Origin of the sequence: Paraburkholderia flagellata (assembly GCF_021390645.1) — a bacterium.
GTDB lineage: Bacteria > Pseudomonadota > Gammaproteobacteria > Burkholderiales > Burkholderiaceae > Paraburkholderia > Paraburkholderia flagellata.
Window position 1 is genome coordinate 1,852,925 of sequence record NZ_JAJEJT010000002.1, and the last position, 24,936, is coordinate 1,877,860.

The 24,936-nt window shown below is 56.2% G+C and carries 27 protein-coding genes and 1 pseudogene; 19 read left to right on the forward strand and 9 right to left on the reverse strand.

Features of this window, described 5'->3' with window-relative positions; translation table 11 throughout:
• Positions 1–33 precede the first annotated feature (33 nt).
• Positions 34–708 (reverse strand): hypothetical protein, encoded by a 675-nt coding sequence (locus tag L0U83_RS22600; protein ID WP_233886318.1) that lies wholly within the window; start codon positions 706–708, stop codon positions 34–36.
• A 252-nt stretch (positions 709–960) separates the two neighbouring features.
• Between L0U83_RS22600 and L0U83_RS22605 the strand changes: the two genes are divergently transcribed.
• Positions 961–1,293: a helix-turn-helix domain-containing protein gene (locus tag L0U83_RS22605; protein ID WP_233886319.1), complete on the forward strand. Its 333-nt coding sequence runs from the start codon at positions 961–963 to the stop codon at positions 1,291–1,293.
• A gap of 3 nt (positions 1,294–1,296) precedes the next feature.
• A complete protein-coding gene (locus tag L0U83_RS22610) occupies positions 1,297–2,544 on the forward strand; it encodes a type II toxin-antitoxin system HipA family toxin (protein WP_233886320.1) in 1,248 nt (415 codons plus the stop codon).
• 110 nt (positions 2,545–2,654) lie between these two features.
• Here the strand turns inward: L0U83_RS22610 and L0U83_RS22615 are convergent, their stop codons facing one another.
• Positions 2,655–3,545, reverse strand: a complete 891-nt coding sequence (locus L0U83_RS22615) for a hypothetical protein (protein WP_233886321.1) — start codon at positions 3,543–3,545, stop codon at positions 2,655–2,657.
• 1,033 nt (positions 3,546–4,578) lie between these two features.
• On the opposite strand from L0U83_RS22615, the gene L0U83_RS22620 reads away from it, so the two are divergent.
• From L0U83_RS22620 to L0U83_RS22635, 4 genes are all read left to right on the forward strand, one after another.
• Positions 4,579–5,187, forward strand: coding sequence for a hypothetical protein (locus tag L0U83_RS22620; protein ID WP_233886322.1), 609 nt, complete (start codon positions 4,579–4,581; stop codon positions 5,185–5,187).
• 38 nt (positions 5,188–5,225) lie between these two features.
• Positions 5,226–5,873, forward strand: a complete 648-nt coding sequence (locus tag L0U83_RS22625; protein WP_233886323.1) for a hypothetical protein — start codon at positions 5,226–5,228, stop codon at positions 5,871–5,873.
• Between the two features lie 250 nt (positions 5,874–6,123).
• On the forward strand, positions 6,124–6,681 hold the full coding sequence (locus L0U83_RS22630; RefSeq protein WP_233886324.1) for a hypothetical protein: 558 nt from the start codon (positions 6,124–6,126) through the stop codon (positions 6,679–6,681).
• Complete coding sequence (locus tag L0U83_RS22635) at positions 6,615–7,949, forward strand: hypothetical protein (protein ID WP_233886325.1); 1,335 nt, start codon at positions 6,615–6,617, stop codon at positions 7,947–7,949. The genes L0U83_RS22630 and L0U83_RS22635 overlap by 67 nt, the downstream gene beginning before the upstream one ends.
• 142 nt (positions 7,950–8,091) lie before the next feature.
• Here L0U83_RS22635 and L0U83_RS22640 read toward each other — a convergent pair whose 3' ends face one another.
• A complete protein-coding gene (locus tag L0U83_RS22640; protein ID WP_233886326.1) occupies positions 8,092–8,247 on the reverse strand; it encodes a hypothetical protein in 156 nt (51 codons plus the stop codon).
• A 108-nt stretch (positions 8,248–8,355) separates the two neighbouring features.
• The gene (locus L0U83_RS22645; protein WP_233886327.1) at positions 8,356–9,048 is read right to left on the reverse strand and encodes a hypothetical protein; all 693 of its coding nucleotides are present in this window, start codon (positions 9,046–9,048) and stop codon (positions 8,356–8,358) included.
• Between the two features lie 342 nt (positions 9,049–9,390).
• On the opposite strand from L0U83_RS22645, the gene L0U83_RS22650 reads away from it, so the two are divergent.
• The gene (locus L0U83_RS22650; RefSeq protein ID WP_233886328.1) at positions 9,391–9,717 is read left to right on the forward strand and encodes a hypothetical protein; all 327 of its coding nucleotides are present in this window, start codon (positions 9,391–9,393) and stop codon (positions 9,715–9,717) included.
• A 94-nt stretch (positions 9,718–9,811) separates the two neighbouring features.
• Here the strand turns inward: L0U83_RS22650 and L0U83_RS22655 are convergent, their stop codons facing one another.
• Complete coding sequence (locus tag L0U83_RS22655; RefSeq protein ID WP_233886329.1) at positions 9,812–10,627, reverse strand: DNA adenine methylase; 816 nt, start codon at positions 10,625–10,627, stop codon at positions 9,812–9,814.
• A 442-nt stretch (positions 10,628–11,069) separates the two neighbouring features.
• On the opposite strand from L0U83_RS22655, the gene L0U83_RS22660 reads away from it, so the two are divergent.
• The 5 genes from L0U83_RS22660 (at position 11,070) to L0U83_RS22680 (ending at position 13,379) form a co-directional block, all read left to right on the forward strand.
• On the forward strand, positions 11,070–11,318 hold the full coding sequence (locus L0U83_RS22660) for an H-NS family nucleoid-associated regulatory protein (protein ID WP_233886330.1): 249 nt from the start codon (positions 11,070–11,072) through the stop codon (positions 11,316–11,318).
• Positions 11,319–11,545: 227 nt separating this feature from the next.
• Positions 11,546–11,710 carry a hypothetical protein gene (locus L0U83_RS22665; RefSeq protein WP_233886331.1) on the forward strand — a complete coding sequence of 55 codons (165 nt, stop codon included), beginning with the start codon at positions 11,546–11,548 and terminating at the stop codon, positions 11,708–11,710.
• Between the two features lie 160 nt (positions 11,711–11,870).
• Entirely contained in the window at positions 11,871–12,008 is a 138-nt protein-coding gene (locus L0U83_RS22670) for a hypothetical protein (protein WP_233886332.1), read from the forward strand.
• A gap of 17 nt (positions 12,009–12,025) precedes the next feature.
• Positions 12,026–12,193: a hypothetical protein gene (locus tag L0U83_RS22675; protein ID WP_233886333.1), complete on the forward strand. Its 168-nt coding sequence runs from the start codon at positions 12,026–12,028 to the stop codon at positions 12,191–12,193.
• Between the two features lie 4 nt (positions 12,194–12,197).
• Positions 12,198–13,379 (forward strand): hypothetical protein, encoded by a 1,182-nt coding sequence (locus L0U83_RS22680; protein WP_233886334.1) that lies wholly within the window; start codon positions 12,198–12,200, stop codon positions 13,377–13,379.
• Between the two features lie 129 nt (positions 13,380–13,508).
• On the opposite strand, the gene L0U83_RS22685 is transcribed toward L0U83_RS22680, so the two are convergent.
• Together L0U83_RS22685 and L0U83_RS22690 are read right to left on the reverse strand one after the other, a co-directional pair.
• A complete protein-coding gene (locus tag L0U83_RS22685) occupies positions 13,509–14,858 on the reverse strand; it encodes a hypothetical protein (RefSeq protein WP_233886335.1) in 1,350 nt (449 codons plus the stop codon).
• A gap of 157 nt (positions 14,859–15,015) precedes the next feature.
• Entirely contained in the window at positions 15,016–15,921 is a 906-nt protein-coding gene (locus tag L0U83_RS22690; protein ID WP_233886336.1) for a hypothetical protein, read from the reverse strand.
• 595 nt (positions 15,922–16,516) lie between these two features.
• Here L0U83_RS22690 and L0U83_RS22695 point away from each other — a divergent pair.
• Genes L0U83_RS22695 through L0U83_RS22715 form a run of 5 tightly spaced genes read left to right on the forward strand, consistent with a single transcriptional unit; the run spans position 16,517 to position 19,720 of the window.
• Complete coding sequence (locus L0U83_RS22695; RefSeq protein WP_233886337.1) at positions 16,517–16,828, forward strand: BufA1 family periplasmic bufferin-type metallophore; 312 nt, start codon at positions 16,517–16,519, stop codon at positions 16,826–16,828.
• 34 nt (positions 16,829–16,862) lie between these two features.
• Positions 16,863–17,804, forward strand: a complete 942-nt coding sequence (gene bufB / locus L0U83_RS22700; protein WP_267939401.1) for an MNIO family bufferin maturase — start codon at positions 16,863–16,865, stop codon at positions 17,802–17,804.
• Complete coding sequence (locus L0U83_RS22705) at positions 17,794–18,573, forward strand: HvfC/BufC N-terminal domain-containing protein (RefSeq protein WP_233886338.1); 780 nt, start codon at positions 17,794–17,796, stop codon at positions 18,571–18,573. Before bufB ends, L0U83_RS22705 begins: the two co-directional genes overlap by 11 nt.
• Before the next feature lie 5 nt (positions 18,574–18,578).
• The gene (locus L0U83_RS22710; protein WP_233886339.1) at positions 18,579–19,082 is read left to right on the forward strand and encodes a DoxX family protein; all 504 of its coding nucleotides are present in this window, start codon (positions 18,579–18,581) and stop codon (positions 19,080–19,082) included.
• Positions 19,079–19,720, forward strand: coding sequence for a DUF1109 domain-containing protein (locus L0U83_RS22715; RefSeq protein ID WP_233886340.1), 642 nt, complete (start codon positions 19,079–19,081; stop codon positions 19,718–19,720). The genes L0U83_RS22710 and L0U83_RS22715 overlap by 4 nt, the downstream gene beginning before the upstream one ends.
• 153 nt (positions 19,721–19,873) lie before the next feature.
• Here the strand turns inward: L0U83_RS22715 and L0U83_RS22720 are convergent, their stop codons facing one another.
• The gene (locus tag L0U83_RS22720; protein ID WP_233886341.1) at positions 19,874–21,943 is read right to left on the reverse strand and encodes a hypothetical protein; all 2,070 of its coding nucleotides are present in this window, start codon (positions 21,941–21,943) and stop codon (positions 19,874–19,876) included.
• 316 nt (positions 21,944–22,259) lie between these two features.
• Between L0U83_RS22720 and L0U83_RS22725 the strand changes: the two are divergent.
• A pseudogene (locus tag L0U83_RS22725) lies at positions 22,260–22,361 on the forward strand (DUF1488 family protein); the annotation flags it as partial.
• A 388-nt stretch (positions 22,362–22,749) separates the two neighbouring features.
• Here the strand turns inward: L0U83_RS22725 and L0U83_RS40865 are convergent.
• The gene (locus L0U83_RS40865) at positions 22,750–23,067 is read right to left on the reverse strand and encodes an H-NS histone family protein (RefSeq protein ID WP_373321098.1); all 318 of its coding nucleotides are present in this window, start codon (positions 23,065–23,067) and stop codon (positions 22,750–22,752) included.
• 469 nt (positions 23,068–23,536) lie between these two features.
• Here L0U83_RS40865 and dcm point away from each other — a divergent pair, with 469 nt between their 5' ends.
• Positions 23,537–24,907, forward strand: coding sequence for a DNA (cytosine-5-)-methyltransferase (gene dcm, locus L0U83_RS22730; RefSeq protein ID WP_233886342.1), 1,371 nt, complete (start codon positions 23,537–23,539; stop codon positions 24,905–24,907).
• Positions 24,908–24,936 lie beyond the last annotated feature (29 nt).

The window sequence follows — 24,936 nt, forward strand, 5'->3', positions numbered from 1 at the left end:
CAGCGCGCCCATTCGGCGACGATCGGCTTACAGCTAATCGCCGATCCCTTCATCCATAGGTGCCTTCTCCGCCAGCAGGTCAGCCATCAACTGGCGGTGACTCTCTCGAATCTTCGCTCGCATCGCGTGCCGATCCTCGGTGAACTGTCGCAGCTCTTTCTCCAGATCCGAATCCCGCGCTCCCGGGATCCAAGGCGCAACACCGTGCGTTGCACGCGTTAGGCGGGACAGGTCCAGCGCCAGAATAGCTGCCCTCGCAGATTCGAACTCGATTTCCGCGCAAAACTCTATCGGATCACCATATTCCCATTCCGCATAAAGTGATTGACGAGTGGAGTGAAGCGACGCGGGAAACTCACGGAGTCTCGACGCGACCTTATGTTTTAGCCACTTCCAATCAATCGAGTCCGGGTACGTCATTTCCGGCAGCGCGACCTTCTTGAGCGGCGCATAGCTTTGTGTACGGGCAGCCTCATGCGCGGCCCAGTCTGCACGATGCATCATCAGCCTAGCTTCACGAGCATATCGCTCGAGTGAAAGTGCCGTCGTCAGAGCCACGTGCTGTGCCTCACGTCTGTGCGCCCTGCCCTCCTTAACTTCGCTCCACACGAGCGAGACGGCCGAACTGACGAGGCCGGCCACGCCCCCAATTTTCAGAAAGTCCATCCAGCCGCTCTGCTTCAGATACCCTATCCACTGCAGCTCCATGCCTTGCCTCCACGACTCTCCGCCAGGTCATGAATCGTACCGCAAAGGCCTGCTGAATCCACCCGCCTCCTCGCGCCGAATCTGCGTTTGCGGCGCTGTGACCATAAACCCGACACCTTCTGAGACGTCAGGTTACGAAATTGGAACGATCACACACCGATGTTCCATATAAGACACATAATCTTGCTCGGCAAGCGTATCCTATTGAATACGGTATCGGCTTGATTACGCCAGACATATCTTGGGTGGCATATGAACCTTTCTGACCTCGGAGAAACGTTTCGCCTGGCCCGGATCGCCGCGAACAAGACCCAGCAGCAAATTGCCGAGCAGAGCGGCGTCACTCGCGCACGGATTAGCCGCTTCGAGACCGGACTGCTCCCCGAACTCGGCACAGTCAAGTTGCTGAATCTCTTCGAGGCAGTGGGACTCGAGCTGATTGCTCGTCCACTCGGCCATGGTCGTACGCTCGACGACGTTCTGACCGAGCAGCGCACGCCCCCCGTTTCCGTCGAGGAAACCCGTCGGCGGGTCAGGCTCCCGCGTACTACGGCCAGCATCAAGGCCACTCGAAAGGGCGAATAGCACGTGACCGTCCTCGACATCTACTGCAACACCACGTTGGTCGGGACTCTGACGGAAGAGGCGCAACGTGGCGTCTTCACCTATCTGCCCGGTACGCCGACGGCGGAAGTCGTCTCGCTTCTCATGCCCGTACGCAACGCCTCGTACACGTGGCCTGGGGGCATCATGCCGTCGTTTCAGATGAATCTGCCGGAAGGCTTCAAGAAGGACCTCATCCGCCAAAAACTCGGTCCTCATGCGGACTTGAGCAATTTCGGCCTGCTCGCGCTGACAGGCGCAAACACGATCGGACGTGTGAGAGCAATCCCGCGCGGGGCTCCGTTCGACACTGCGGGGTCCACGTTCGAAATGGCGACTCTGCTCGCGAGCGCTGGCTCGCGAGAGAACCTGTTCAAGCACCTTGAGGCGGAGATTACCGAAGGTGTGTCAGGGATCATGCCTAAAACCCTGGCCTCCGGTATGGAGAAAGCGACCGTCCTGACGGACGAGTTCATTTTAAAGACGGGTCCCGTCGACATGCCAGGGCTTAGCGTCAACGAATACCTCTGTCTTGAGGTCGCGAGAAATACGGAACTCGAAGTCCCGGAGACGCGCCTTTCGGAGGACGGTCAGGCGCTCGCGATACGTCGTTTCGACCTGAACGCGGATGGCACACGTCTCGGAGTTGAAGACTTCTGCGCCTTAAATGGCTGGGACCCTGTGCGCAAATACGAGGGAACCGTCGAGGACCTTGCGAAACTCTGCGATCAGCACCTCGGGGTGGATCACAGGAAAGACAGCAAGCGCAAGCTGTTCTTGCTGTTGCTGCTGAACTATGCGCTGCGTAACGCTGGCGCGCACATGAAGAACTATGCGCTGACGTACACGAACGGCACAGACGCTCGCCTTTCTCCTGTGTACGACGTCGTGACTTTCACCGCTTATCCTCGCTACCAAGATGACACACCGGCGTTGCCGCTGAAAGGCAAAAAAGTGTGGCGCTCCGGTAAAGCGCTGTTCGACTACGGCGGTGCGCGATTGAGTCTCTCGCCAACGGACATGACCGCAGCCCTGAGGCAAGTTGCGAGCGCTGTGAGAAAAGTGGTGCCGCTGGTCAGCGAGTACGCGCAGCGATATCCAGAATTCCGGGAAGTCGGCGAGCGGATGCTGGACACCTGGATGCAAGGCCTCGAGGACATTAAGCCTGACGCGAAACCTGGAAAGGGTGTGCGCCCTTCTGCCGTCAAAGCCAAACCGCCCGAAATACTTTAACCCCTCAATTGTCCCGTGGGATATAGCGTTCAGTTGCGTACACAATCGTCTCCTTGTACCCCCCGGTGTCGCGTCTTTGTGCGGACAACCAATCACGCTATCTGATGGCATCAATCCGGTTTTCCGTCCGCTCTTCGAATCGCTTCAATAGTTTGGAGCACGACGTCGACAACATCGTCGCTTCCCGCTATCGAGACAGATAGGTCGTCGCGCACGTTACCGGGAACGGATACCTCTGCCTGGGCAAGGTGGCTAGTTACCTTCAAGGCAATGCGCGCTTCCGGTACGACCGGACGATTGCCGACAGCGATTCTTGTGATGAAAACCGTTGCCTCGTAGGCCCCAGGCAACATCCGTGGCGGCGAGATCGAGCCATCGGCTTGCAAGGCGCCCAGTGCACGCTTCCAAAGGTCGGTCCTAGGGTCAATCTCGTCCACGGCCATGTGTGCCGGCTCGATATCCTCCGGCTCTCCAAGGTAACTGCCAATGAATATCTTCACGAGGGTTCGAGACCACTCGGCTGCCCACGCACGAGCCGCGCCCCGCACAGACCGATAGAGTCGCGCGTCGCCCAGAGCGTCGAGTGGAGAAAGATCACCCAAGCAGCCTTGCCTGCTCTCCAGGAAATCGAGCCGACTCGCCGATGGGGCAGGAACCAGAATCCGACAGATGGAATACAACCGTGTACGGTCTCGCGTTGGGTCGCCGAGGACGGCCGGAAAATACTGCACCTCGTCGACCCCGATCGAAAACAAACTTCCCGCCGCGACCAAGCTGGCAAGCCGTCTTTCGTCGACACCGAGCAATGCACGAAACTCGCGCGCCCCAAGCAGAGTCCCGTTACGGACCATCTCGCGCCGCGCCTTGGATGCCTGCTGTCGGATGTGCTCGCGAAATCCCACCTTTCCGCTCCCGCGCTCTTGCTGAACGCCAACTTGCCTGCTCGCTCTGTCGTTTCCGTCAGGAGTCGCCATCGCTGCACTTCGAATCACCTTCATCACTCACGCTGCCTGCACTCGGCTCTCCGTGATTTGGGGATTCGATCCCTGCCTCCGCACTCCAACGTTCGACCAGTCTGCGAGGGGCGTAGCGCCCACGCCTCTGGGCTTTACGGTGCGATTTCAGCGCTTGCTAAATTTTCGCCGCTTGTCCGGCAGTCGGTACGAACTTGCTCACGTGCGCCCCACTATTTGCATCTCTCTAATTCTACTCCGCCGCTTCTAATTTGTTTTGGTTACTAGCAAAATCTGCTATTCAGTATTTCTACGAGTTTCAACAAACAGTGAAATTGGCATTTCCGAAAAATATCCGGAACATCACCTATCCACAACACCTTTCGGGCGATCTAGTTCAGGTCCAGCCCTCATGAATTCTCCTCAAAAACTCGCATGAGAATCATCGTTCTCATGCAGAAGCTGAAAGCGCGTTTCAACTGCTGATATTCCGCAATTCACGTTATGGAATCGGGAATCGCAGCTCGGGAGATTGGCTCACTGTGTCGCTTGCCCTTAAAACGTGGGAAATCGGCCATGAGCCGCACGCCCGCTAACTCCCCAGCTGAAATCAAGGCAGCTGTCGACGCACCATTCGCCGGACGCGGGCTCCGAGCGCCGCTGCCCGCTGACAGTCACACCATGTGATGTCCGTCCGACGGTTACGAGCGACTGGGAAGCGGCGACCGCGCGACACTGCCACGTGCATCGAGAAGCCTTGCCCGACATTCGAGTCGCTCGTGGAACACAAAATAAACACGCTCGACCTCTTTCTCCAGCGCGTCAGGCGCTGCGACTCCGATTGAAAACAAACTGCGTCACTTTTCTCATCTTATTGATTTCTTTGAGAATAATTGAGTCGTATAAATATTTAGATACCCGCCAGTATAAATATTTGGATATTTTTCAAAATCCATTGCCAGAGTGAAAAACAGCCATTAATATCCAACTCAACGCGAAGTAAAAATTGAACTCAGATGCCTCCCCGCGTCAGAGCTGGCTAAACGACATAGTTAATCCACATATACTCAGCTTATAAATCATGGTGACGAGCAAGAAGCAATACCGCCCCGGCTTTCGGTCCGCCGCACTCAAGGTCGAGATTCATCATTTCAACATCGACGCCCTTCGCAAAATCCGAGATGACGCGATGACCCGTGAATCACACACGAGTTATGTTGTGCCAGCCAAAGCCGTACTCGCTAACGCAGCAGGCGTAAGGGGTAACGTTGTTGTCCTTCCTCTCAACGGCATTTCCTCTGCCGAGCTCGACTATGAGGAGCCGAACATGTGCAGCGCGGTCCACCCCAATCTCAATGGCGACCGCATCGCCTGCCTGATGCTCGCAGGAGAGAAAGTTGCGTTGACGCACATGGCCCCGCACTGGGCGGGTGCCAGTCTCTATGACGATTTGAGGGTCCTCTGGATTTTTGATGACGCTCCCGTAATTTCACAGCACTACATTTCGGATGACATCCTCGAACAGATGAATGAAACGAACGCCATCGAGGGAGACCATGAATGTCTGACGCCGGAAGAACTTATGGCATGGAAGAAGGTTGCAGCTGAAGCTAAGCACATCGGCTTTTTCGAGGTTGTCGACATCACGGATACCGAATCTCCCTTGCGAGATGCCATTCTCAACGACTGAATTGGCAGCCCAACACCCCTACGACGAGAGAAAAGAACATGCAAAATTCGACCAAGCAAGGCTCCCAAGATTGTATGAATAATTTCGGAATCCTTATGCCTGCACAAACCTACTGTGAGCGCTTTGGTGCCCCTCCGACAGGCGCGCCACGCAGCCCGGTTCTGACGGCGAATTTCAATATCAGCCGTATCGACGCCGCCATTGCCGTCAGGCGTGCGAGCTTTGGCGTCTACTGCATACCGGGCCCCGACGTCAACATCATCGCGGTCCGCCAGCAGCTCGGGCCCATCCAGAACTTTTGGCTAGCCGACTCGGGCGACCCTGAGATTTCGCAGGCCGTCGAAAGCTGGCGGAAGACCGAGTGGGTCCACGTTGCGTTCTTCGAGCGCGGTGACGCCTTCTCCGGGAAAAATGGCGTACGGTGCTGCGTCCATCGGTCACATAGCGGTAAAGGTCAAATTGACACGTTCCTTCGCGAAAGCAAACAGGACAATTCGGCCAAATTCCTCGACTTTGCTGGCAGGCTAATTACCACAAAATCCATTGAACGCACAACGACAAGCGACCTCGACGGAATCGCTCTTACGGACGTTCAGGTGAATATTTTGGCAACCAAGCGCTTATCCAGGTTTCAAAACCCTGAAGACGCGAAGCCAAATACTGTCGGAAGCCTCGTCCTGGGTTAAACGGCAGCAACGAACTAGCTGCTAGGAACTTGCGTGACTTGTGCAGTCCACTCGTGCCGTAGTTGGATGAGGAGACTCCGGCACCAGGCGTCCATATCGCCCCTCGGTCACCAGGCGAAGCGAAGGCGAATAAAAACAAGCTCTACACGCAGCTGCCCAGCATGATTCAAGCGACACCGTGTGCTCCCGTCATCGCCATGTGGCCCGAGGACGAGAGATACGGTGAACAACACCAAGTACGAAACAATCTATGAACACTGTTACTGAATCCGCAGTCACTACACTCAACCTGAGTGACGATGACATCAACTGCGAACTCGCAGACCTCATTTTGGAGGACTGCCAACACGCAAGCGAGCCCTCGACCTACAGGACAAACACACGAGAGATTTTCGTCATCCCTGAGCTGATGACCGATGAGCCCTGCCTTGTCGTTTCGCTCCCTGGTATTTTATCTGCGCAAGTGCCCGCGAGGGCAGAGCTACCTGCGGCAATCATCCTGAGAGAGCGACCGGACGGAAAAGGTGACGTATATCTCCAGCTACGCGGTGGAAACGTTCTTGTTCGGTCGCAGGAATTCGGAGGGGCTGGTCGACATCTCGTGCTCTATCTGTTTGATGACAATGTGTCCCTTGACTGCATCCCTGCTACCAAGGAGTTGGAGGAGGAGATTTGGGTGCACGAGATGAGCGCTCAGTCGAGTCACCCTCACAATGACGAGCCAACAGAAGAATCGACTAAATGTCCATTTCACATTCCTGTTATCGCCAGAAGGGCGATAACGGTAGTCAGCGAGCAAAACAACTGACGGAGACCCAACCGTCGCCCGATGGCTACCACTCGCATGCCGAGCGCGACGGCTCTTCTACGGGCTCATCTACACATCAAATTATCAGTACGCAATCGAAGCGTTTCAAATCCCTGAAGATGCACACCACCCTCCCCAGCCCGAACGAAGCGGCAGAGTCACTCATCCAAAGCGGCCTGCGCTACGCGATTGCCCTTCTCAATACGCTGACTAGCCGCAATAGTGACTATCGAAATTCTCGCGTCGACGTAGGTACGTTTTTCTCATGGTTGCAAGAAGACCATCCAGGTTGGGCCGCTGAACTTGCCGAGTCGAACTACTCCGAACTCTTCGCACGCCGTCTCGGACGAACCCTATTCCTGGCTCAAAGACGGGACCAACTCGAGCAGCGCTTCGCAGACACCACAGGCGCTAGCCTATCGGGTGACTCGGATGCGATGGAAAGGATAACCGCCGTTCGAGCGGCTGTCCGACACGTGCTTCCTCACTGGAGCGGCGAAGCCGTTGAGGACGTCCTCGGCGACGCATCAGCCCTCCTTGTCAATACAGGACAATCGTCAAGCGGCCAAACGATAACGCGCGCCCCTTCGGTTCATCGATACATTGTCAACGAGCTATCACCGGCGCTTGAGGCTGTTCGCCGCCAGGCGACAACCGCGCGGCCGGACACGTGCTTTCTAGTCGCGCGCCACGACGCGCCGCAACCGCTGCAGGAATATATTCACGAGCGGGTCGCTGTCGTCGTTCCGCTTGTCGCCCGTTTCGACGAAGCCTGGATTTTCCACTGCCAGGATGGTCGCCCCACCTACCGAGAAGTCATCTTCGACGATGGCGACGGACCGCTATCGATGCCGGTCATGTTTGGACTCGAGCGCAGCCGGATTCTTTTCGATTACGAAGCGCTGCGCGAACCGCTGTTCCGCAGATTGCGAGCAGAGCTGTCAGTTATGTATGTCTCCAGCGGAGCGACGGTACTCGCAACGCACCCGTTTCAGCCATTCGCATTTGAGGACGCGTTTTACGGCGAGGTGACGAATTTTCAAATGGGATGGGAGAGCGACACAGGTAACAACATGCCGTTCCAGCAACGCGTAGACTGCCTACGCCGCGAACGCCTTCCCCGGCACGTGTACGTCAACCGCTTTGTCGATGATTTGACACGCTCACCTGCCAGCGTCCACATGCCGTCGGCTCTCCGACATTGGTCGTTGCCCAACTCTGAAGAGGCTACGTACGCATCGCCGAATCAACTAACGAAAGCACTTTAAATGCAATTTGAAGACTGCGGCATCGCGTAGGATGCCCTACAGAATCGCGCAGACTGGCCGGCCAGATAGTCTGTATCTTCCTGAGGGCCGGCGCTTCGCGCGCGGAATCGCAATGACTTGGCACGCCTCATGACTACGAAGATCAGCAGTCGGGTGTCCGCTGCTCGATTTCGGCAAAGAACTCCTCGACGTCGCGAAACCTGCCCGCCTCAATATCATCCTGACCAAGAGCCAGAATCCGAGCAAGTGCAGCCTTCTGCTCCACACCTTCATTTGCCCCTATATCTCCGCCATCCATCCCATTTCTCAGGCCAATATGTGGAAGCTCAATTCCTCAGCTCGACATGCCATCCCTTCTCGGCCCCCTATGATGCAGTCAACGGTCGAGCCCGACGATGAGTATCACTCATTGCACGGTACTTGACGAAGGAGCAATGCTCGCTATACCCGTTGCTGCCGCGCTGTCGGGCGACACCATCGCGGCGCCCGGGATTGAGTTCAGTACGCTCTTGAGGTGCGGGGTCATCAGAATATTCAGGCATCGGTATCCCACTTCCACGCCCGGGAACACACTCGACAGGTGCGTGGTGAGGCTGCCATCTGCGATCGCACTGCCAGCTGCAGTGAGAAAGTTCGCGCTGTTCCGGCCGATCTCTCGCCTGTAGACTTCAAATTGCCCCAAGCTCGCCGGCGCGTTCCATGGAAGGAACCAAAGGTCACCTTCGTCACGAAGCACAAATGCTAACTGACGGCAACGCGTCATGTTGTCCATCGCCTTCCAGAGATCAGGATCAGCAGCATCTGCCAGCCAGACAAACTGCGCCGCCCCTTTCTGGAAGCGAAACGTCATCATGGTGCACGAGCGCCCCTCGATAGCTCCCAAACGAAAACTCTCAAGAGTGCTACTCGCATGACTCTCGAGCTTCTTGCGGTCCACTGCGGCACTCAAAACCGGCGCGCGCGTACGCATCTGCCTCGCGCCAGGAACAGAACCAGCGAAGTCGGCAGCGCGGCGGAGCATCGCCCACGGGAGCGGCATGTATTCGCTGCGAATCTCTCCCCCGGATGACGGGGGAAGAACGGTTAGAGAGACGTCCATTGCATTACGTTCCATAATCTATATGGCGCGCATCATATTCCAGTAGATTGGTATACGCAATATTTTCATTTCTAGTCGCATCGCTGAATTTCAACGACGGATTTCATATGAAAAATCATCCAATTGAAAATTTCGCCTTACCATTCCCATTTAAAAAATTGAAAACATAAAAATCATTGAATTGATAACGCGACCGTGAACTGGATTCGCGATTTACTGCCTCCGAAGGCTTCGCTGTCCACACTTGCTTTCCTCCCCGGCCTGAAGGCCCATGTCTTCTGGCCGACCGGTGGATAAACTGGCTTTCTACACGCTGGATACTGTTACTGAACCAGAACCGAAATGCCAAAAACCTCCAACCTTCTCGACGACGCGTGGGCCAACGAATGGAATCGCAAACTTACGAGCGGAGAAGATCCACTTGAAGGGCCGAGTCCAGAACAACCGCCCCAAGGTATGCAACAAGACACCTCGTGGCGGAGGGAAATTGAACAGATGTGGACATTGATAGCGGAGATGAAGGGGCCAATCGCTGACTCGATGGACGAAGCCCTCTACGAACAGACGTGGACAAATGTTCATCGGGCGTATTTTTATGCGCTCACCGCAGAGAGAAATCGCCTGTTAGACGATGTACTTAAAGGCGTTGAACCAGGCATCGGTGCCTGACGCTTTAACTCCGGCGAGAATCGTTCGACAAACACGTTAGGCAATTAACGCTGTGGGTACCACGCAACCGTCTGCGCGAACACCCACAGCGCCACTAACGAAAGACGGCCAATATCTCGGCAACGTCTCCGCGCCGCTCCGCAGCTCCGCTAATCGAGCGGCGTGCAGAAAGCGTATGGATGTCCGCGCCCACGTACAACTCTCGACCTATAGTGCAGTCGTGATTCGATATTGCGACGGGGATGCCAGAAGCAGCCAGTCTCCGCGCACATTGGGCGAGCTCGCGATGACGCGTAAGGTCAAACCCGCTCGCACTGTACGCCTTGAACGATGACGCATTATCGCGGTCCAGATAAGGCGGGTCACAATAGACAACGTCACCCAATTTTGCCGACATCATCACCTCGACGAAATCTCTATGGACGAACGTCGCTGCCCTCGCCTTCTGCGCAAAGGCACGAATCTCCTCGCGAGGCAAGCGCGGGACACGACTCGTCCGGCCGAACGGCACATTAAACTTCCCGGACTTGTTGTACCGGCAGAGCCCGTTGAATCCGAACTTATTGAGGTAGAGAAATAGTGCTCCTCGAACCAACGGGTCGTGCGCAGAGTTGAACTTCTCTCGAAACTCGTTGTAGCGCTCAGGCGACAGATTCTCTTCGACGAAGAGTTTCTCGGCTTCAGCTACAAAGGCGTCGGGGTCCTTCGCGACAGCCTGATAGAGCTCAATAAGATGTGCGTTTGTGTCACCTAGAACATAGCTCCCGTAGTCGGTCCCGAGAAAGATGGCCCCCCCACCAACGAACGGCTCGATTAGCCGGTTGCCAGAAGGTAGCTTGGGAAGAAGATGGTCAAGGAGCCGTCCCTTTCCGCCGACCCACTTGAGAAACGGCCTGGGCGCTTTCGACATTGAATGTTTTTGCATTCAATGTGAAGCGCCCGCTTTTATCCGGGTTTAGATAGCCGGAACGTCGAAGTCCGACTTCGTCGACGTTTCACGGTACACTACTCTTTGACGGTCGATACAAGGCCTCGGACTATCGCAGAGCGCACCGGAAGCGGGAGCCGTCGAAAAGTCAGCGCGCCGCGACTCGCTCGGCGCAAAGCCCAAGGCTGAGATTCGCGCCCTTCGGTTTCCGCGCAGTACCTGAGTACTTCAATCTATCTCCTCAGTGCAGTACAAATAGCTGAACTGACGCGTTTCCTTCGCATTCAGTTGACATGTACCTCACGAATCAGCACCACTGAGGCTCATACAGAACATCAGAAGCAACATCTACTTTGAAGCGATGAGAGGAAAAATAGCTGACGGCGAGGCACGCGACCGCCTCATCATCTGGATTCGCCGACGCATGGAGGAGTTCGGTATCACGCCGGAAGCCTTGGCTGAATCGATCCAGTTCGATGTGGACCACCCGCCGCTATATCGTGACGCCAAAGGCAACGAGTGGAACGGGATTGGCAAGATGCCAGACTGGTTACACGCAGCGAAGCATGCGGGCGTTCATCCAGACTTTTTCCGAGTCGAGCGCAACAGTACCGAGCGCTCCGGCGACGGATTCCATCAGACGACGGATCGGCAGTTCGACCTGTTCCGGTAGTCGGCCACAATTTTCAGCCGCAAGCAGAATCCAACGTAATGAGCATGCCGGCATCCGCACGTCGACCACGGTCAGCAGGGCCCCCAGAATCCCCTTTCCTGACGCCTGCTGGGAAAACCGAATCTTGCGCGGCTTTGCGTGGAAAAATAGTTGCTGGAGCGACGAGACTTTATCGCCTGCCTCCACGATAACGCGCCGTTGCTATACGTCGTATCAGGGCAACTGGGATGCCCCTCATTCTGGAAAGATTCAGAAACACGCAAGGCAACGCCCGCAGTTCCGTCGATTTGATCCGCTTGCCCAGCGCGGCCGCAAAATCCGGCACGACGGTCGCGCTCGAAATCACGACACCAACGGACGCCCAGCGCCTGCCCACGCTGGCGCTGACCTAGGCTCATCTCAAGATTGAAAGCATATTGAATGGTAGTGTAGAAAAAGGTACACCGAATATTGCTCTTTTCTACACTAAAAATGCACCTTAGACTGCGTTCCGAGGTTAGACGGAAATCGTTCCTGACGACCTCTCAACTCAATCGATAAGGACCTAACGTCATGTTCCTCTTTGCCCTCCCCGCGCTCGGTACGATCCTCGAGACCGTGGTCACCGTCGTCATTTCCACCGTCGCGGCTGAAGTGACGAGCGACGCCTACCGCGCGCTCACCAGCAGCGACGACCAAGACCAAGACTAAAACTAAGGACCGACATCATGAACCTGTTCAAACTCCTCGGCAAAACGCCCCACCGTGGTACGGTGTGCCTCATCCCCTACGGCAGCATGAAAAAGGACGGTTCGCACGATCACCGCACCAATAAAGGCGCTGACCGCACGCAAGCCCAGAAAACGGGTGATCTCAAGCGCAGCAAGCGCGGCTAAAGCCATGGCTCGCACCGTCCCTCACCAGGATGCCGCACTCACGATACTCGACTGGCTCTACTTCAACCAGGCTCTGGTTTTTTCTGTCTACGAAGACGCCGAGCATAGTTGGTTGTATGGGCTAGTCGAGGCCGTCCGGGCAGCTGTAGCACGCACCGGCGCGGCAGGGTTTGACGCAGAATGTCTGAAGCACACAGTCTTGTGCCTATTAGAGATCAATCTGCATGACCCGATGGAGAAACTGCCCACGCGCGAACCGGTTCCTTTGCCGCCAGGCATTACTCCGAAGACCCGTGCCGAAGCGGACGCCTACACACGGGACTACTTCAGCGCGATGGTGCTCGCATTCGGACGAGCGGCGCGTCAAGCTCCTGTAGATTCGGCGATCGACATCGCCAACGAGCTATTAGGCGAATTCCGCGAGGCACCGGTCACTGTGAGATACCGGCTTGTCGAGCGATGCCTCGCGCTTGAATATATGTTCGCGCCACTAGAGTTCCTCTCGTGGTTGCTGGAACTAGGCATGATTCGAAGTGACAAATACAGGCAGGCCGATACCCGGGTGCATTCAGACCGCAACGCTATCGCCCGTGTTGGTCTGCTGTGTGAATTCGAGACGATTCGCAACTCGATGATCGCTTTGCGCCAACGGCAGAAGGACGTCGAGGGACTGCTCCAGCGTCGAGACCAACTATCTCCATTAGCCGTCCAGCAACTATTGGACAACATGCGCCACTATCAGGGTCTAGCCTACGACGAAAAGCACAGCTTGATCGCGTTCGACCCGAGCCGTATCGACGATCCCGCCTATGCCAAGCAACTCCTGTTGACCTATGGGCGAACTTGTTTCAGGACACGTTTGGTAAAAGGTACGCAAGCACGATGGCTGGGTACGCTGGGCGGGTCCATGGTCAGCTTAAGCAAGTCTTTCGTGCTGCCCGATAAACCCATCTATGTCGATAACGACAATAGTGGTTCCAACACGGACCGGATAGAAAAAGCAATAGCAAAACGCGGATGCACCATTCTGGCTCGAACGCTAAACGAGCGGCATCGGGAGTTTGTTGGCGAGATCCGTCCGAGGCTGGAAGCGTATCGCGCCGCCCAGCTTCAGGCAAACGCGACGCCGCCCGCCGATTGGCAGGATTTGTTCTATAACGCGGTCATTGTGGTCACGGCGACGTGACGCGTCCGTCTGGGACCATAGACTGCAGCCACCAATCGCGAGAAATCTTGACCGCGCTCTGCCTCGGCAAGGTTCCTCGCTCCTCCGAGCATGGAAAGGCCCTTGCCGAACACCGGACTCCGCGTCCTCTCAGCTGAGCGCCCTTACACCTGGAGAACCTGGGAGCATGTGAAACCGCTCGTGCTTCATTGTCCGGTACTCGGCGTCCAGCCTGGAGAATTCCTTCGTATTTTGATTGAAATAGTCGGCGACTTCAATGCCAATGTTATTCGGGAATGCAATTTCCGTTTCATCGTTCAATAAAGCGTTCAAGAGCTTCATGTCGCGAAAGCTGAGCAATCCGGCTGACGATTTTTCCAACACGGAACGGTTATTCTTGCTGCTGAGGCCGAAAATTTCCCCATCCCTTAACACACCCAATTCATGCATCATCTCTTCATAGTTCAAAGCTAGACCATCCTGTATCTCCCTATCGTCGACCGTGGCCAGACCAAAGCGATCCATCCACAAGCGCAGTATCGCCTCGCGAGGCTCCGCTCGGACAAGTGCAAGATATTCTGCACGTGCGGACTCTTCCATCTCACACATCCAAGAGTACATAAACAGCACAGTCTTGAAGAAAATTAGTTGACGGCTCGCATCCCTTCGCAGCTCCATCGCAAGCGCGTCTCCGTATCGTTTGTTCTCAAACGATCGCTGTATTGGATTAGCCATGGAAGCTGTCGCAAAAGCCGAAGCATCTAGAGAGAACCTAGCCAGTGATGCCACAAAACGCAATAGATCGCAAAGACCTAACTCACTGAAATGAACGCGGGTCAGATGAATGAGTACGGAATATTCAAGACGCCCGTGGTCATTGAGGAGGGTCACGAATTTACGCTCTACTTCCTCCAACGATAGGCGTCGCTCGACGATGTCGTCCTTCGACTCAGCGCACTGGAGTAATGACAGATATTCACTCGCGGTCGCGTTCGCCTCAAGCAACGACAGCATACTCACGGGCACTTTGTGGTGGCATTCTCCGTCTTTGAAATAGTGCACGATGAGGCAGACACCGAACTCATCGCGATAGGTCAAACTATGGTGAATTTTGTCACACGATGCAGGTGGTACCTCGCCCGCTTGAACCAGCACGGTATGCAATTCCACCTCGCTGGAATCAAGTGCGAAGACTTTTCCGGCCCCATTGAACTCCTCGCCTCCGTCTTGTAGCGCGCGAAGCATCCGCAATTTTCTGAGGATGTACACGCTTCCCCAAGCAGTGGTCGTCATGTCGAGAAAGTGGGTGACCTCATGCTTAATTAACGCTCTAAAGTGTGTTGCCGAATCGTCCAAGGGCCTACCTGGTTCCCAAGCAATCGCCCTCTCAAAGTGATGGAGATAGCTACCGTCATAGGCCTCCATCACAATGATATTTGAAAGAAAATCGAAGTAGGCTTCGCGGTCGGGCGTAGCAAGGAAGCGCTGTATGATTGTCATAGATGCAGTGGAAGAAGGTATGCACGGCTCCGCCGTTTTGGCGAGTTAGCGACGCAAGTCCCGTAGCTCGACTACTCGCGATACGGCTCAACGTCTCGAATTCATCTGACCTGCCACGGATCGCACTTATAACCACGACATGCAGTCATGAAATATTCTAAAACTCGCACCGGAACGGTCGCTTTCGCACTTCGGAAGAAGAATGATTATCTTGCGGTTGTGCTCTACTGCCTGGCGCCTCCACTATCGGCATGCATTGCACTACTGCTGGCTCACCAGCATGGAACACAGCGAGGGTGACCTTAACGACCAAAAAGAAGGTTCCCATAGCCACGATACTCATCCCAGATCTGAATCGACGGGACGCATTTTTCAGCAACAATCCGATATTGACATCTTCATTTTCTCCTTCACCGACAACCGTCAAAGGTGTCTTATTGGAAAGTCGCCGCTCCTCTTCCTTGGTCAGCAGAACACCAAGCCCGATTTCAATCGTGCCAACAAATATAATCAGAGTGCCGAACAACTCCAGATAATCTCTCACCTCGGATACAGGAATGTGCTCCGGCTTGAGAAGTAGGTGGGTCTCCACGAAGACAAGGATCAAGGCGATAGAGGTCGATAATTTCGCCCAGATAGAACTGTCTCGCAGACTCCTTAGCCCATCGCAAAGCTCTTTCCACATCCTTCCGGGAGACCTCTGTACGAACCTGAACAAAGCGCCACAGCCGTCGACAACCTTAACTATGTATCGCTCGTTCAATTCACCGATTCGATCGACTAGAGAGCGTACATCCGCGTGATACCAACATTCGCCGTTATCTGCTGGCACAGGCGGCGAAAGCAGGCTCATTCTCCGAACCACTGAGCCAACACGAGTCGACAGGCTTCTCGAATAGACCAAACGCCCCCACTCAGTCGCATCGACGCCAATTCTCTCTTGTGTGATCGGCACATTTGCCCGTTGAGAAACGTCGGGCAAGCCCTCGCCCTCTGTTTGGACACACTCCCCAACTACCGCCAGACTTGCCAAGTGTGCGCTCAACACTTCTTCTGCTTCCAATGAGAGTACTGCCCGGCGATCACACACATGGCCCAACAGAAACACCCGCCTCCAAGGGTGGTCAGCAAGCCCAGGTGGCAATGCTCCGATTGCGACGAGCGCACCGACCGAGGTCCACTCGTGAGCGAGACGAACCTTTCTCCCGAACTCAGCGGTGCTCGGATGTAGTTCGTGGCGCTGAATCTCTGATAAATCCATTGTGCGTCTGTACAGAGTTGTCGTAGTCGACCCTCTTAACGGCAAACTTCCGTTCGTACTTTAGACGCGGGAGCACTTGTTAGCCTCCTTGAAGACGTCTTCGCGGAGCGCAGAAAGGACAGGCGCCGGGCGTCCGCACTTTCACTGAGACATTGGTCAGTCATCGCGCCCGCTGTTAATTCGTTCGGCTGCACAGTCCGGTTACAGCCGTAACGCTTGTTTGTAAGAAGAAATTGTTCACGGCAACCCGCACTGACGTTCTTGCTTTCGCACCGCCACGTCCGTCGAAAGGTCACACAAAAAATTTCCTAATGCCTGTAACCAAGCCTCGATATCTCACGAATTAGCCCTCGTATCCGCGACGGATACTTCCAATCCAAACCACTGGAGAACATTCATGTCCGCAAAGACTACTGTCAGTTCCGCCATCCTCGCAGGCGCCGTTGCAAGCCTGCTCGCTTCGGTCGCTCATGCCGCTCCGCTGACGAAGGAAGAGGCAAGCGCCGCCATCGCCGCTCATAAGGAAAAGTGCTACGGCGTCGCCCTGAAGGGGCAAAACGATTGCGCCGCCGGCCCGGGCACGACCTGCCAAGGTACGTCGGCAATGGACTTCCAGGGCAACTCGTGGAAATTCGTCCAAGGTGGCACGTGCACGAGCATCGAAGTGCCGGGCGGCGGCCACGGCTCGCTCACGCCGATCAAGTCCTGATCACGACGACGACGACGAAAGCAACGGGACGGCCATGTACTCTTCCAAGCGATCAGCAGCGGCCCATGTCCGTCCCGGCCAAGCAACGCCCGGTACGCCCGAGGTCGCTGGCACCAGCTTCAAGCACGAACACCTCGCGGCAATTCTCGACGACGGACTGCAGGACGGCTTCTTTGAGGTGCACGCCGAGAACTATATGGGCGCGGGCGGCGCGCCTCACCGCGCTCTGAAAGCGATTCGCGAGCGCTATCCGATCTCGCTGCACGGTGTGTGCATGTCGATCGGCGGCCCGGGCGAACTGGACACCCTCCACCTCGCGCGTTTTCGCCAGCTAATCATGCGCTACGAACCAGCGCTCGTCTCTGAGCATCTCGCATGGTCCTCGCACGGCGGCACATTTTTCAACGACCTGCTGCCATTACCTTACACAGAGGCGACACTCAATAAAGTTTGCGAGCACATAGACCAGGTGCAGGAAGCGATTGGACGCACGATCCTACTCGAGAACCCATCGACATACGTGGCTTTCACGTCGTCGACGATGAGCGAAACGAGTTTCATCCGCTCTATCGCCAAACGCACGGGCTGCGGGCTGCTGCTCGACGTAAACAACGTCTTCGTTTCGGCCACAAATCATGGTTACTCGGCACGTGACTACCTCGGGGATTTTCCACTCGAATGTGTTGGTGAGATTCACCTCGCGGGCCACAGTGAACAGCACGACGACGAGCTCGCACCTTTGCTCATCGACAGCCACGACCGCGAAGTGGCCGCCCCGGTTTGGGCGCTCTACCGCGACGTGATCGCGCGTACAGGACCGGTGCCGACGCTAATCGAATGGGATAGCCAGTTGCCTTCATGGCCGGAGCTACGCGCGCAAGCGCTGGCCGCCAGGCAGATTGCGGCGGAGCGTGCGTCTGAATGCGAATCGGAGGTCGATGTACCGACCCATGAGCGAGCTTGCCATGGTGAATGAACAACACGAGAGCGACTACGCCTCCAGTTTCGCACCGGGACTGACGAACCCCGAACTAGCCACGCCGGAAGGTGTCGTGGCGACGCATGGAAAAGGCGTCGTCAATCGCTACAACGTCTATCGCAACAACGTCACGGTCAGCCTCATTGACGCGCTAGCCGCAATTTACCCCGCCGTGCAGCGCATCACGGGTATCGACTTCTTTCGCGCGATGGCACGGTTTCACGTCCGAGCGACTCCACCGACTTCGCCGCTGCTGTTCGACTACGGTCGCGATTTTCCGTCGTTTATTGAAACATACGAGTACGCAAGCGATATGCCTTGGCTCGCCGATACAGCACGCATCGAGCGCGCGTGGCTCGATGCATATCACGCTGCAGATTCCGCGCCACTTGAGGCTGAGGAGTTCACGAGCATCGATCCAGGTTCGCTCGCGAAGGTTCGCTTCGTCGCCCATCCAGCCGCGCGCATCGTGCGCTCGCGCTATCCAGCCATCGCAATCTTCGCCATGAACCGGGCGGACGCCCCCGTCACCCTGTTGCGTTCGAGCGATGCTGAAGACGCGCTTGTCACACGGCCGAACGGCGATGTGATCGTCTCGCGACTGCCAGCAGGCGGCGCAGCGTTTCTTACCGCGCTCCTTAAGGGCGTGCCGCTCGGCGGCGCCGTACAGGCCGCCTTCGAGGAAGCCGACACCTTCGACCTGTCGGCCAACCTGGCTGCGATGATTGCGTCCGGGGTGTTCGCTGCAGTTCAACTGGAAGAGTGATCAACATGACGACCCTAGACGACTCGAGGCTGCCCTTCCCGGCAAGGCTAGCGCGCACAATCGGGCGCGCACGGCGCCTCATCGAACGGCTCGCGCAGCCTACGTTTGTGCAGCTCGTGTTGCGCTTCGCGCTAGCCGTGCCGTTCTGGAAATCCGGCATCCTCAAATGGCACGGATTCCTGCAGCTCAACGATACGGCGATCTATCTCTTTACGGACGAGTTCAAACTCCATCTGCCGGGCGGCCCGTATCCGTTTCCAGCACCGGCCGTGTTTGCGTTCCTGTCCGCATGTGGCGAAGTGTCGTTCCCGGTGCTGCTTGTGCTCGGACTCGGCACGCGCTTCGCCGCCACGGGCTTGCTGCTGATGACCTGTATCATCGAGCTGACAGTGCCGGACGGGTGGCCTATCCACATCACGTGGGCAGCCATGGCACTTGGTATTGCCGCATGGGGCCCTGGCGCAATTTCAATTGACTATCTATTCGGGGATCGCGCGCACCGGTCATGAAGACGCGAGATCTGGTCAGCCAGCTTGCGAGCGAGGCGTCGCCCGTCGAGCATAACGCTGTGCCGAGGTTGCTCAATCGCGCGCTGATCCGTGGCCTAGCCGGTAGCGCTGCGCTGCTCGTCGCGCTATACGGCGTGCGCAGCGACATTCCCGAGCTGATTCTCACGACAATGTTCTGGGAGCGACTCGCATTCCCACTCGCCATCGTCGCTACCGCCGTGAAGCTCGCGGAACGACTCGGCCGCCCCGGCGCATCACTCAAACTCGCCTGGTTCGCTGTGGCACTGCCTATCGCAACTATGCTGTTCTCTGCCGGCAGCATCCTGCTGGCAACACCACCCGGCTATCGACTTCAATTGATGCTTGGTACGACGTGGCGCACGACGACGGCGAGCATCGTCTTCCTGTCGCTTCCGTCACTTGCTGCGATGATGCACGCGATGAAGCAACTTGCGCCGACACATCTCGTACTGGCCGGCGCGGGCGCGGGCCTTTTGGCTGGTGCACAAGGATTGCTCGTCTACACGCTGTATTGTTCGGAGATGGCGGTACCGTTTTGGGGTGTCTGGTACATGCTTGCAATCATCGTCACAACCGCCGTCGGCGCGGTCGTCGCGCCCCGCTGTCTGCACTGGTAGCTGACTCCTTGATGACGTTCATACAACGCTATGCATGCATTCGCACAGCTGGCGAGCGTCCGAGGAGCCGTTGAGGCTGAGTTTGGTATATGCGAGCCGTGGCGACCTCTTTGTCCCGCGCCAGAGAAGCCGCACGTGCCTCTTGCTGGGAGATCAGGCCTGCAGTACTGGCGCCGGCCGCGATAGACCAATATCGGGATTACGCAGCCTGGCCAGCTCCTCCGTCATGACTTTCATCCGGTTGCTGACTACTAAGGCGTAATTTCCCCCGTTTATGCAGGTACCCACGCGATAGTAGGAACCGATGACGGGCGAAGTAGCCCCCAGCACGCTCGCCGTCGGAGTAAGACTCAGATAACCGCGTTTCATGGAGTGCACTCTCACACCTGCGGCGAGCACCTCTGGCTGTGAGAAGAGACTATCCCATTCGGTATCGCGCGATTCGATGATGACCTTGTCAAGGTCATCATCACCTGGGTTCCAGTCGCCAGCCGCAGGTTTAAGTGCGATCAGCCGTTGCAGGATGGACTGGCCGACTGCCAGCTTCTTCTGATAGAGATAGAGCAGCAACGCCCTATAGTTGGGGCGACCCGTGGTCTGGATGACGCCTCGACCACGAAGCTTGTAGAAGTCCGCTTGCATAATGAACCCGTTGACCGTCTCATCCTCGTCAGTCCTGAATCTGGCAGGCCAGACGCTTCCGCCCCATGCAGGGTCAATGCTCGGTGCGACAACCGCTTGATAACCTGCAAGGCCAAGGTGTGCCTGAATGTATGTCTCATCCCGGAACAGATGTAATGCCGTATAGTTTCCGCTCAAAAGATTATAAGATGCTTTCGCTCCAATTCGGTCGAATGCGTAGGCCAAGTGCGGATGCGATTGGCTATTGACGATTTCTGAATTAGCAAAAAAATTTCCCCGGTTTTCCTGAATGGCGATGCACATCAGAGCAATGAATTGAAGGGCTGTAATTGAAGGTTCACCAAATACAGATGGAATTTGATCCCAAAACTCCGTGAACCTGCTACGCGTTGTATCGTCATCACGAATATGATTGCGGTCGGCGAATGCTGCGTTACTACCCAACGACTGGTTGTACCAGTCAATAAAGTTTCCGTTGAACAATCGGTTAATACCTGTTGAATTCGAAAAGTCTCCGCAGTTGACACATTCATCGACCACAGCCTGCGAGAGAACGGGGGGTGCCGGAGAAAGCTTCAGCGCAACAGGCATCATAGAAGCGTCGTCAGTCCCACTTGTCGCATCGGGTGCTGCATTACTGGTGTCTATGTCGCTCTGAGTTTTGTTTCCGCTTCCAGTAGCGACCTCCCCGCCACCCTCCTGTTGCCGCCCTCCTTTGCCACTGTCGCTATTGGTGCCAAGCGCAGGTTTTGAAGCCTGCCCGGGTAGCAACGCCGACACCCACGACGTGACGGTCGTACGCTGTGCGGTCATCATGCTTAACACGTCAAAGGTGGGCAATGCCATCGCAGTATAGAACTGCATGCGCTCAGTCTTGATGACTTCTCGCGCCTCTGCGGTTGCAGCTCGCAAGTCGTCAATCATTTCCGGAGCCAGTGCTGCCGCCCGTGTTTTCCACTTATCTAAAAAACCGTTGTAGAGACATTTCAAGTCAAACGAAGCCTTATACCAAGCGGCATAGTTCTGCTGCGCGGAGAACCACGCCGAGAGTACCTTCTGCAATGCAAAAATCCCCGTCAGTACCGCAGCTATCTGGCTCGCGACTGCGTTGACCCTTGCCCAGATGGCAACCCTTGCGAATCCGATCACGGCAAATGGCATGCCGACCACGAGAACAGCGTTGAAGAGGATATAGAACCAAGCCCAATGTTTGGCGTTCAGGTATTTGTACTGGTACCAGCCTGCGGGCATCACGACCTCTCGCGTAAAGCTCAAGAGGTCGTCCCGCAATTCATTATTAACACTGCCGAGTTCCAGTTCTTGGACACTGACGAGGTCCAGTTCTCGGAGAAGCGACTCATAGTAGAGATCCACTCCACGGAGGGCTTTTCCGTGTATGGTTTCGTCCTCGCCCTTCGCGAACAACGCCTTGATCTCATCTTTTGGACCTTTGTCGCCTTTACGCTTGCGCTTTTTAGAAGCTGGACCCTGCTCGTCTGCTGAGTGTTGTCCGCCTGCTCCTGACGCCGATGAAGGCGCGATCACTTCGATACCGAGCAGTTGAAGCAAGCGAGTCCACATGGCAGGTCTCCGGCAGGTTCCAGCGCAGCGTGTTTCATCTCAAGATATGAAAAACGTCTGCCGCCGGGACCTTTAATGCCTAGCGTATGTGCGTTTGCGCACATACGCTCCACAACAATACGAGCCGATGCAAACATCCGGCGTGAGCGCCCGATGCGTCGGTGCAGTTGTCCGGCTTTCAGCGTAAGGTGGCCACTACATTTGAAAGTATCGTGCAAGGAAACGCACGTCGGGATCGATCTCACCGGTGCTTCAGCCGTCATTCCTTAAGCTTGCGCGGCTCTCACTATGCTGAACAAGATGACCGAGTGCGCGACGGGTTAGCCACGGCCGCATCCGCGCCATCGCCGAGCGAAAGTTGCTCGCGGGCAATGCAATCCGACTCGAACTGACTCCAAGCGACTTCGCGCCAGTTTGACACTGCCCATACGCACGCGCGACTGCTCCTAGCCAGAGACAATCGCTGCGAGACAGGAAATCGCCCGTTCTGGCCGTGTTCATGATTTGCAATACAGTGGAAATGCGCCGAAAGGACGAGAGACGTACCGGCGGCCGGTAGAGGAAAGGGCGGCAACGTGCGTGGCTACCGGCCAACAAGGTATTGCGATGAGCGCCGCCCCGGGTCAAGTGACACGGAACGGGACGCTCACTCGTATTTCCCGGCAGCTTCATTCTGCCGCAGTGCTGGCTTCACTGGCCGTTGCCTCCACAGGCGCGCTCGCTTGAGTCGCACGTGCCTTCTTCGCCGCCGCAATTTTCCGCGCAGCGGTCTTAGCAGGCGCGGCCGTTTCAGACTTGGCTGCCGCCTAACGCCCCACCTTAGCTGAGATCTTCTTCAACCAGGTTTTCTTTGCCGCTGCCTTCTTTGGCGATGCCTCCTTCGCTCCCGCCAAGAACACGGCGCGGTCCGGAGCCGAGACAATCCAAGCCGGTGGACGACCGTGGCCACTCCACTTCGCGCCGGTCTCCGGATTCACATACAAAGCCGCAGTTGCTTTCTTCGCAACTTTGCGTGCAACAGTAGAGAGATTCTGCGACCCAATGGGCCGCCCTCTGCGGCGACCGGTGCCATTCGATTTGCTGTCACCGAGGTCCGCCACCGTCAGCCCGTGTTCCGCCAACATCTTGTGGATAGCTGCGACCACCTTCGAAGAATCTCGTTTGCGAATCTCATCAGCGAACAGGCGCTTACAGCGGTAACGGAGGATATATGGCGACACTGTCGCAGGTCGAAGCGAGAATCCGGAAACTGCAGGCTCAAGCGTGCGATGCACGAATTGACTGATTTATACGTGTTAGCGCCCAAAAACCGAGCTGTGCAAATCGAGCATCAAACGCCCGCAGTTTGCGACATCAGGTGCCTGAAGTTTATCGAAATTCAAAACCACATGCGACTTTCATGATCTCAGTTCCGTCAAAGTAATTCTTGCGTATCCGCACGCTCAAAAATCAGAGCCGACACCTGACCAAATACGTCCATTGACGCTTGCCACGGAACGACATGGCTCCACCAGACCACCGATTCGGCATCCGCAGCTGACCGGCTAAAACGCGTTGCTTCACCTGTTTCCTCAATCGACTTCAGGAAACGGGATGTCGCAGGCTCGCTATACGCCCACGCTCAATGTAATCGACCTATTTGCCGGTATCGGCGGATTTCGCTTCGGACTCGAGGCCGTTCACGGTACGCCGTTTAAATTCACACTCAGCAACCAATACGAACCGGGGAAAAAGGCCCAGCATGCCAGTACGGTCTACCGGACCCACTGGCCGGATGCCCCCCATATCAACGAAGATATTCAGAAACTCCTAGAATCGACCGAAGGAAGGCAGGCGATTCGCGACGCGTCTCCCGACGTACTCTGCGCGGGCTTTCCTTGCCAAGATTACTCCGTCGCGCGGCCGCTCTCTCAGTCCAAGGGTCTTGCCGGCAAGAAAGGCACCCTTTGGTGGTCCATCGCCCAACTCCTAACCCAGCGCAACGACGACGGGAGCCCAGTCAAGTATTTGTTGCTGGAGAATGTGGACCGCCTCATAACGAGCCCGGCAAATTGTCGCGGGCGGGACTTCGCGGTTATTCTTTCCACGCTTCGCGCCTTGGGCTACGCAGCGGAATGGCGTGTGGTCAACGCCGCTGAATACGGGCATCCTCAAAAGCGTAAGCGCGTTTTCATCGTTGCTTATCACGAGACCACCGATATTTACCGGCGTCTGGCGGCAAGCATACTCTCTGCTGCCGAGGAAAGCATTCTCACTCTGACACTGCTCTTCTCCGCGTTCCCTTGTTCCCTTCGCAACCCGCGTGATGCCGTCGAACCCGCGCTAAACGTGGCCCTTGACCCGCTTACCGAACAACTCACGTTTAAACCTCTATCGAACAACAAGTCACCGTTTGGGAACTGTGGCCTGATGCTTGGCGGTCGCGTCTACACCTGCAATTCCGACGCATCCGCTCTTGACGACTTCCGGATGTTCACTGGTCACACCGAGAAATTGACGCTCGCCGACGTTGTCAAGAAGACAGGCCCAGTGCCGACATGCTTCTTCATCAAGCCCGAGGAAGAAGCGAGGTGGCAACAGGCAAAAGGCGGGAAATCGGTTCCACGCAGTCGGAATGGCTTTGAGTATGATTATAAAGAAGGCGCGATGGCTTTTCCCGACCGGCTGGACCGACCTGCAAGGACCATCATCACATCCGAAGGAGGAACATCGCCGTCCCGTACCAAGCACGCAATTCGTGACGCTAGCGGGCTATTGCGACGCCTCACACCAGAGGAACTGGAGGAACTAACCGGCTTTCCGCGAGGGTTTACTGCAATCGACGGAGTCTCCGATGTGACTCGGGCGATGCTGTTGGGCAATTCTCTTGTGACGCACCTCGTTCGTCGCATCGGGGAAGCGCTCGCCGGGGCGCACACGAGCGATGATGAACTCGGACACACCCACGAGCGGGATGGACGCTGAAAGGGGAAAAACTCATCCCAGCATCTCTC

What these genes read in the sequence shown, in the direction of transcription:
- L0U83_RS22660 (WP_233886330.1), top strand. Translation starts at nt 11,070, where the DNA reads ATGGAGGAGTTCGGTATCACGCCGGAAGCCTTGGCTGAATCGATCCAG.
- bufB (WP_267939401.1), top strand. Translation starts at nt 16,863, where the DNA reads ATGTACTCTTCCAAGCGATCAGCAGCGGCCCATGTCCGTCCCGGCCAA.
- dcm (WP_233886342.1), top strand. Translation starts at nt 23,537, where the DNA reads ATGTCGCAGGCTCGCTATACGCCCACGCTCAATGTAATCGACCTATTT.
- L0U83_RS22670 (WP_233886332.1), top strand. Translation starts at nt 11,871, where the DNA reads ATGTTCCTCTTTGCCCTCCCCGCGCTCGGTACGATCCTCGAGACCGTG.
- L0U83_RS40865 (WP_373321098.1), bottom strand. Translation starts at nt 23,067, where the DNA reads ATGTTGGCGGAACACGGGCTGACGGTGGCGGACCTCGGTGACAGCAAA.
- L0U83_RS22685 (WP_233886335.1), bottom strand. Translation starts at nt 14,858, where the DNA reads ATGACAATCATACAGCGCTTCCTTGCTACGCCCGACCGCGAAGCCTAC.
- L0U83_RS22705 (WP_233886338.1), top strand. Translation starts at nt 17,794, where the DNA reads ATGGTGAATGAACAACACGAGAGCGACTACGCCTCCAGTTTCGCACCG.
- L0U83_RS22600 (WP_233886318.1), bottom strand. Translation starts at nt 708, where the DNA reads ATGGAGCTGCAGTGGATAGGGTATCTGAAGCAGAGCGGCTGGATGGAC.
- L0U83_RS22675 (WP_233886333.1), top strand. Translation starts at nt 12,026, where the DNA reads ATGAACCTGTTCAAACTCCTCGGCAAAACGCCCCACCGTGGTACGGTG.
- L0U83_RS22665 (WP_233886331.1), top strand. Translation starts at nt 11,546, where the DNA reads ATGCCCCTCATTCTGGAAAGATTCAGAAACACGCAAGGCAACGCCCGC.
- L0U83_RS22655 (WP_233886329.1), bottom strand. Translation starts at nt 10,627, where the DNA reads ATGTCGAAAGCGCCCAGGCCGTTTCTCAAGTGGGTCGGCGGAAAGGGA.
- L0U83_RS22680 (WP_233886334.1), top strand. Translation starts at nt 12,198, where the DNA reads ATGGCTCGCACCGTCCCTCACCAGGATGCCGCACTCACGATACTCGAC.
- L0U83_RS22645 (WP_233886327.1), bottom strand. Translation starts at nt 9,048, where the DNA reads ATGGACGTCTCTCTAACCGTTCTTCCCCCGTCATCCGGGGGAGAGATT.
- L0U83_RS22720 (WP_233886341.1), bottom strand. Translation starts at nt 21,943, where the DNA reads ATGTGGACTCGCTTGCTTCAACTGCTCGGTATCGAAGTGATCGCGCCT.
- L0U83_RS22715 (WP_233886340.1), top strand. Translation starts at nt 19,079, where the DNA reads ATGAAGACGCGAGATCTGGTCAGCCAGCTTGCGAGCGAGGCGTCGCCC.
- L0U83_RS22620 (WP_233886322.1), top strand. Translation starts at nt 4,579, where the DNA reads ATGGTGACGAGCAAGAAGCAATACCGCCCCGGCTTTCGGTCCGCCGCA.
- L0U83_RS22635 (WP_233886325.1), top strand. Translation starts at nt 6,615, where the DNA reads ATGTCCATTTCACATTCCTGTTATCGCCAGAAGGGCGATAACGGTAGT.
- L0U83_RS22630 (WP_233886324.1), top strand. Translation starts at nt 6,124, where the DNA reads ATGAACACTGTTACTGAATCCGCAGTCACTACACTCAACCTGAGTGAC.
- L0U83_RS22695 (WP_233886337.1), top strand. Translation starts at nt 16,517, where the DNA reads ATGTCCGCAAAGACTACTGTCAGTTCCGCCATCCTCGCAGGCGCCGTT.
- L0U83_RS22650 (WP_233886328.1), top strand. Translation starts at nt 9,391, where the DNA reads ATGCCAAAAACCTCCAACCTTCTCGACGACGCGTGGGCCAACGAATGG.
- L0U83_RS22605 (WP_233886319.1), top strand. Translation starts at nt 961, where the DNA reads ATGAACCTTTCTGACCTCGGAGAAACGTTTCGCCTGGCCCGGATCGCC.
- L0U83_RS22640 (WP_233886326.1), bottom strand. Translation starts at nt 8,247, where the DNA reads ATGGATGGCGGAGATATAGGGGCAAATGAAGGTGTGGAGCAGAAGGCT.
- L0U83_RS22710 (WP_233886339.1), top strand. Translation starts at nt 18,579, where the DNA reads ATGACGACCCTAGACGACTCGAGGCTGCCCTTCCCGGCAAGGCTAGCG.
- L0U83_RS22625 (WP_233886323.1), top strand. Translation starts at nt 5,226, where the DNA reads ATGCAAAATTCGACCAAGCAAGGCTCCCAAGATTGTATGAATAATTTC.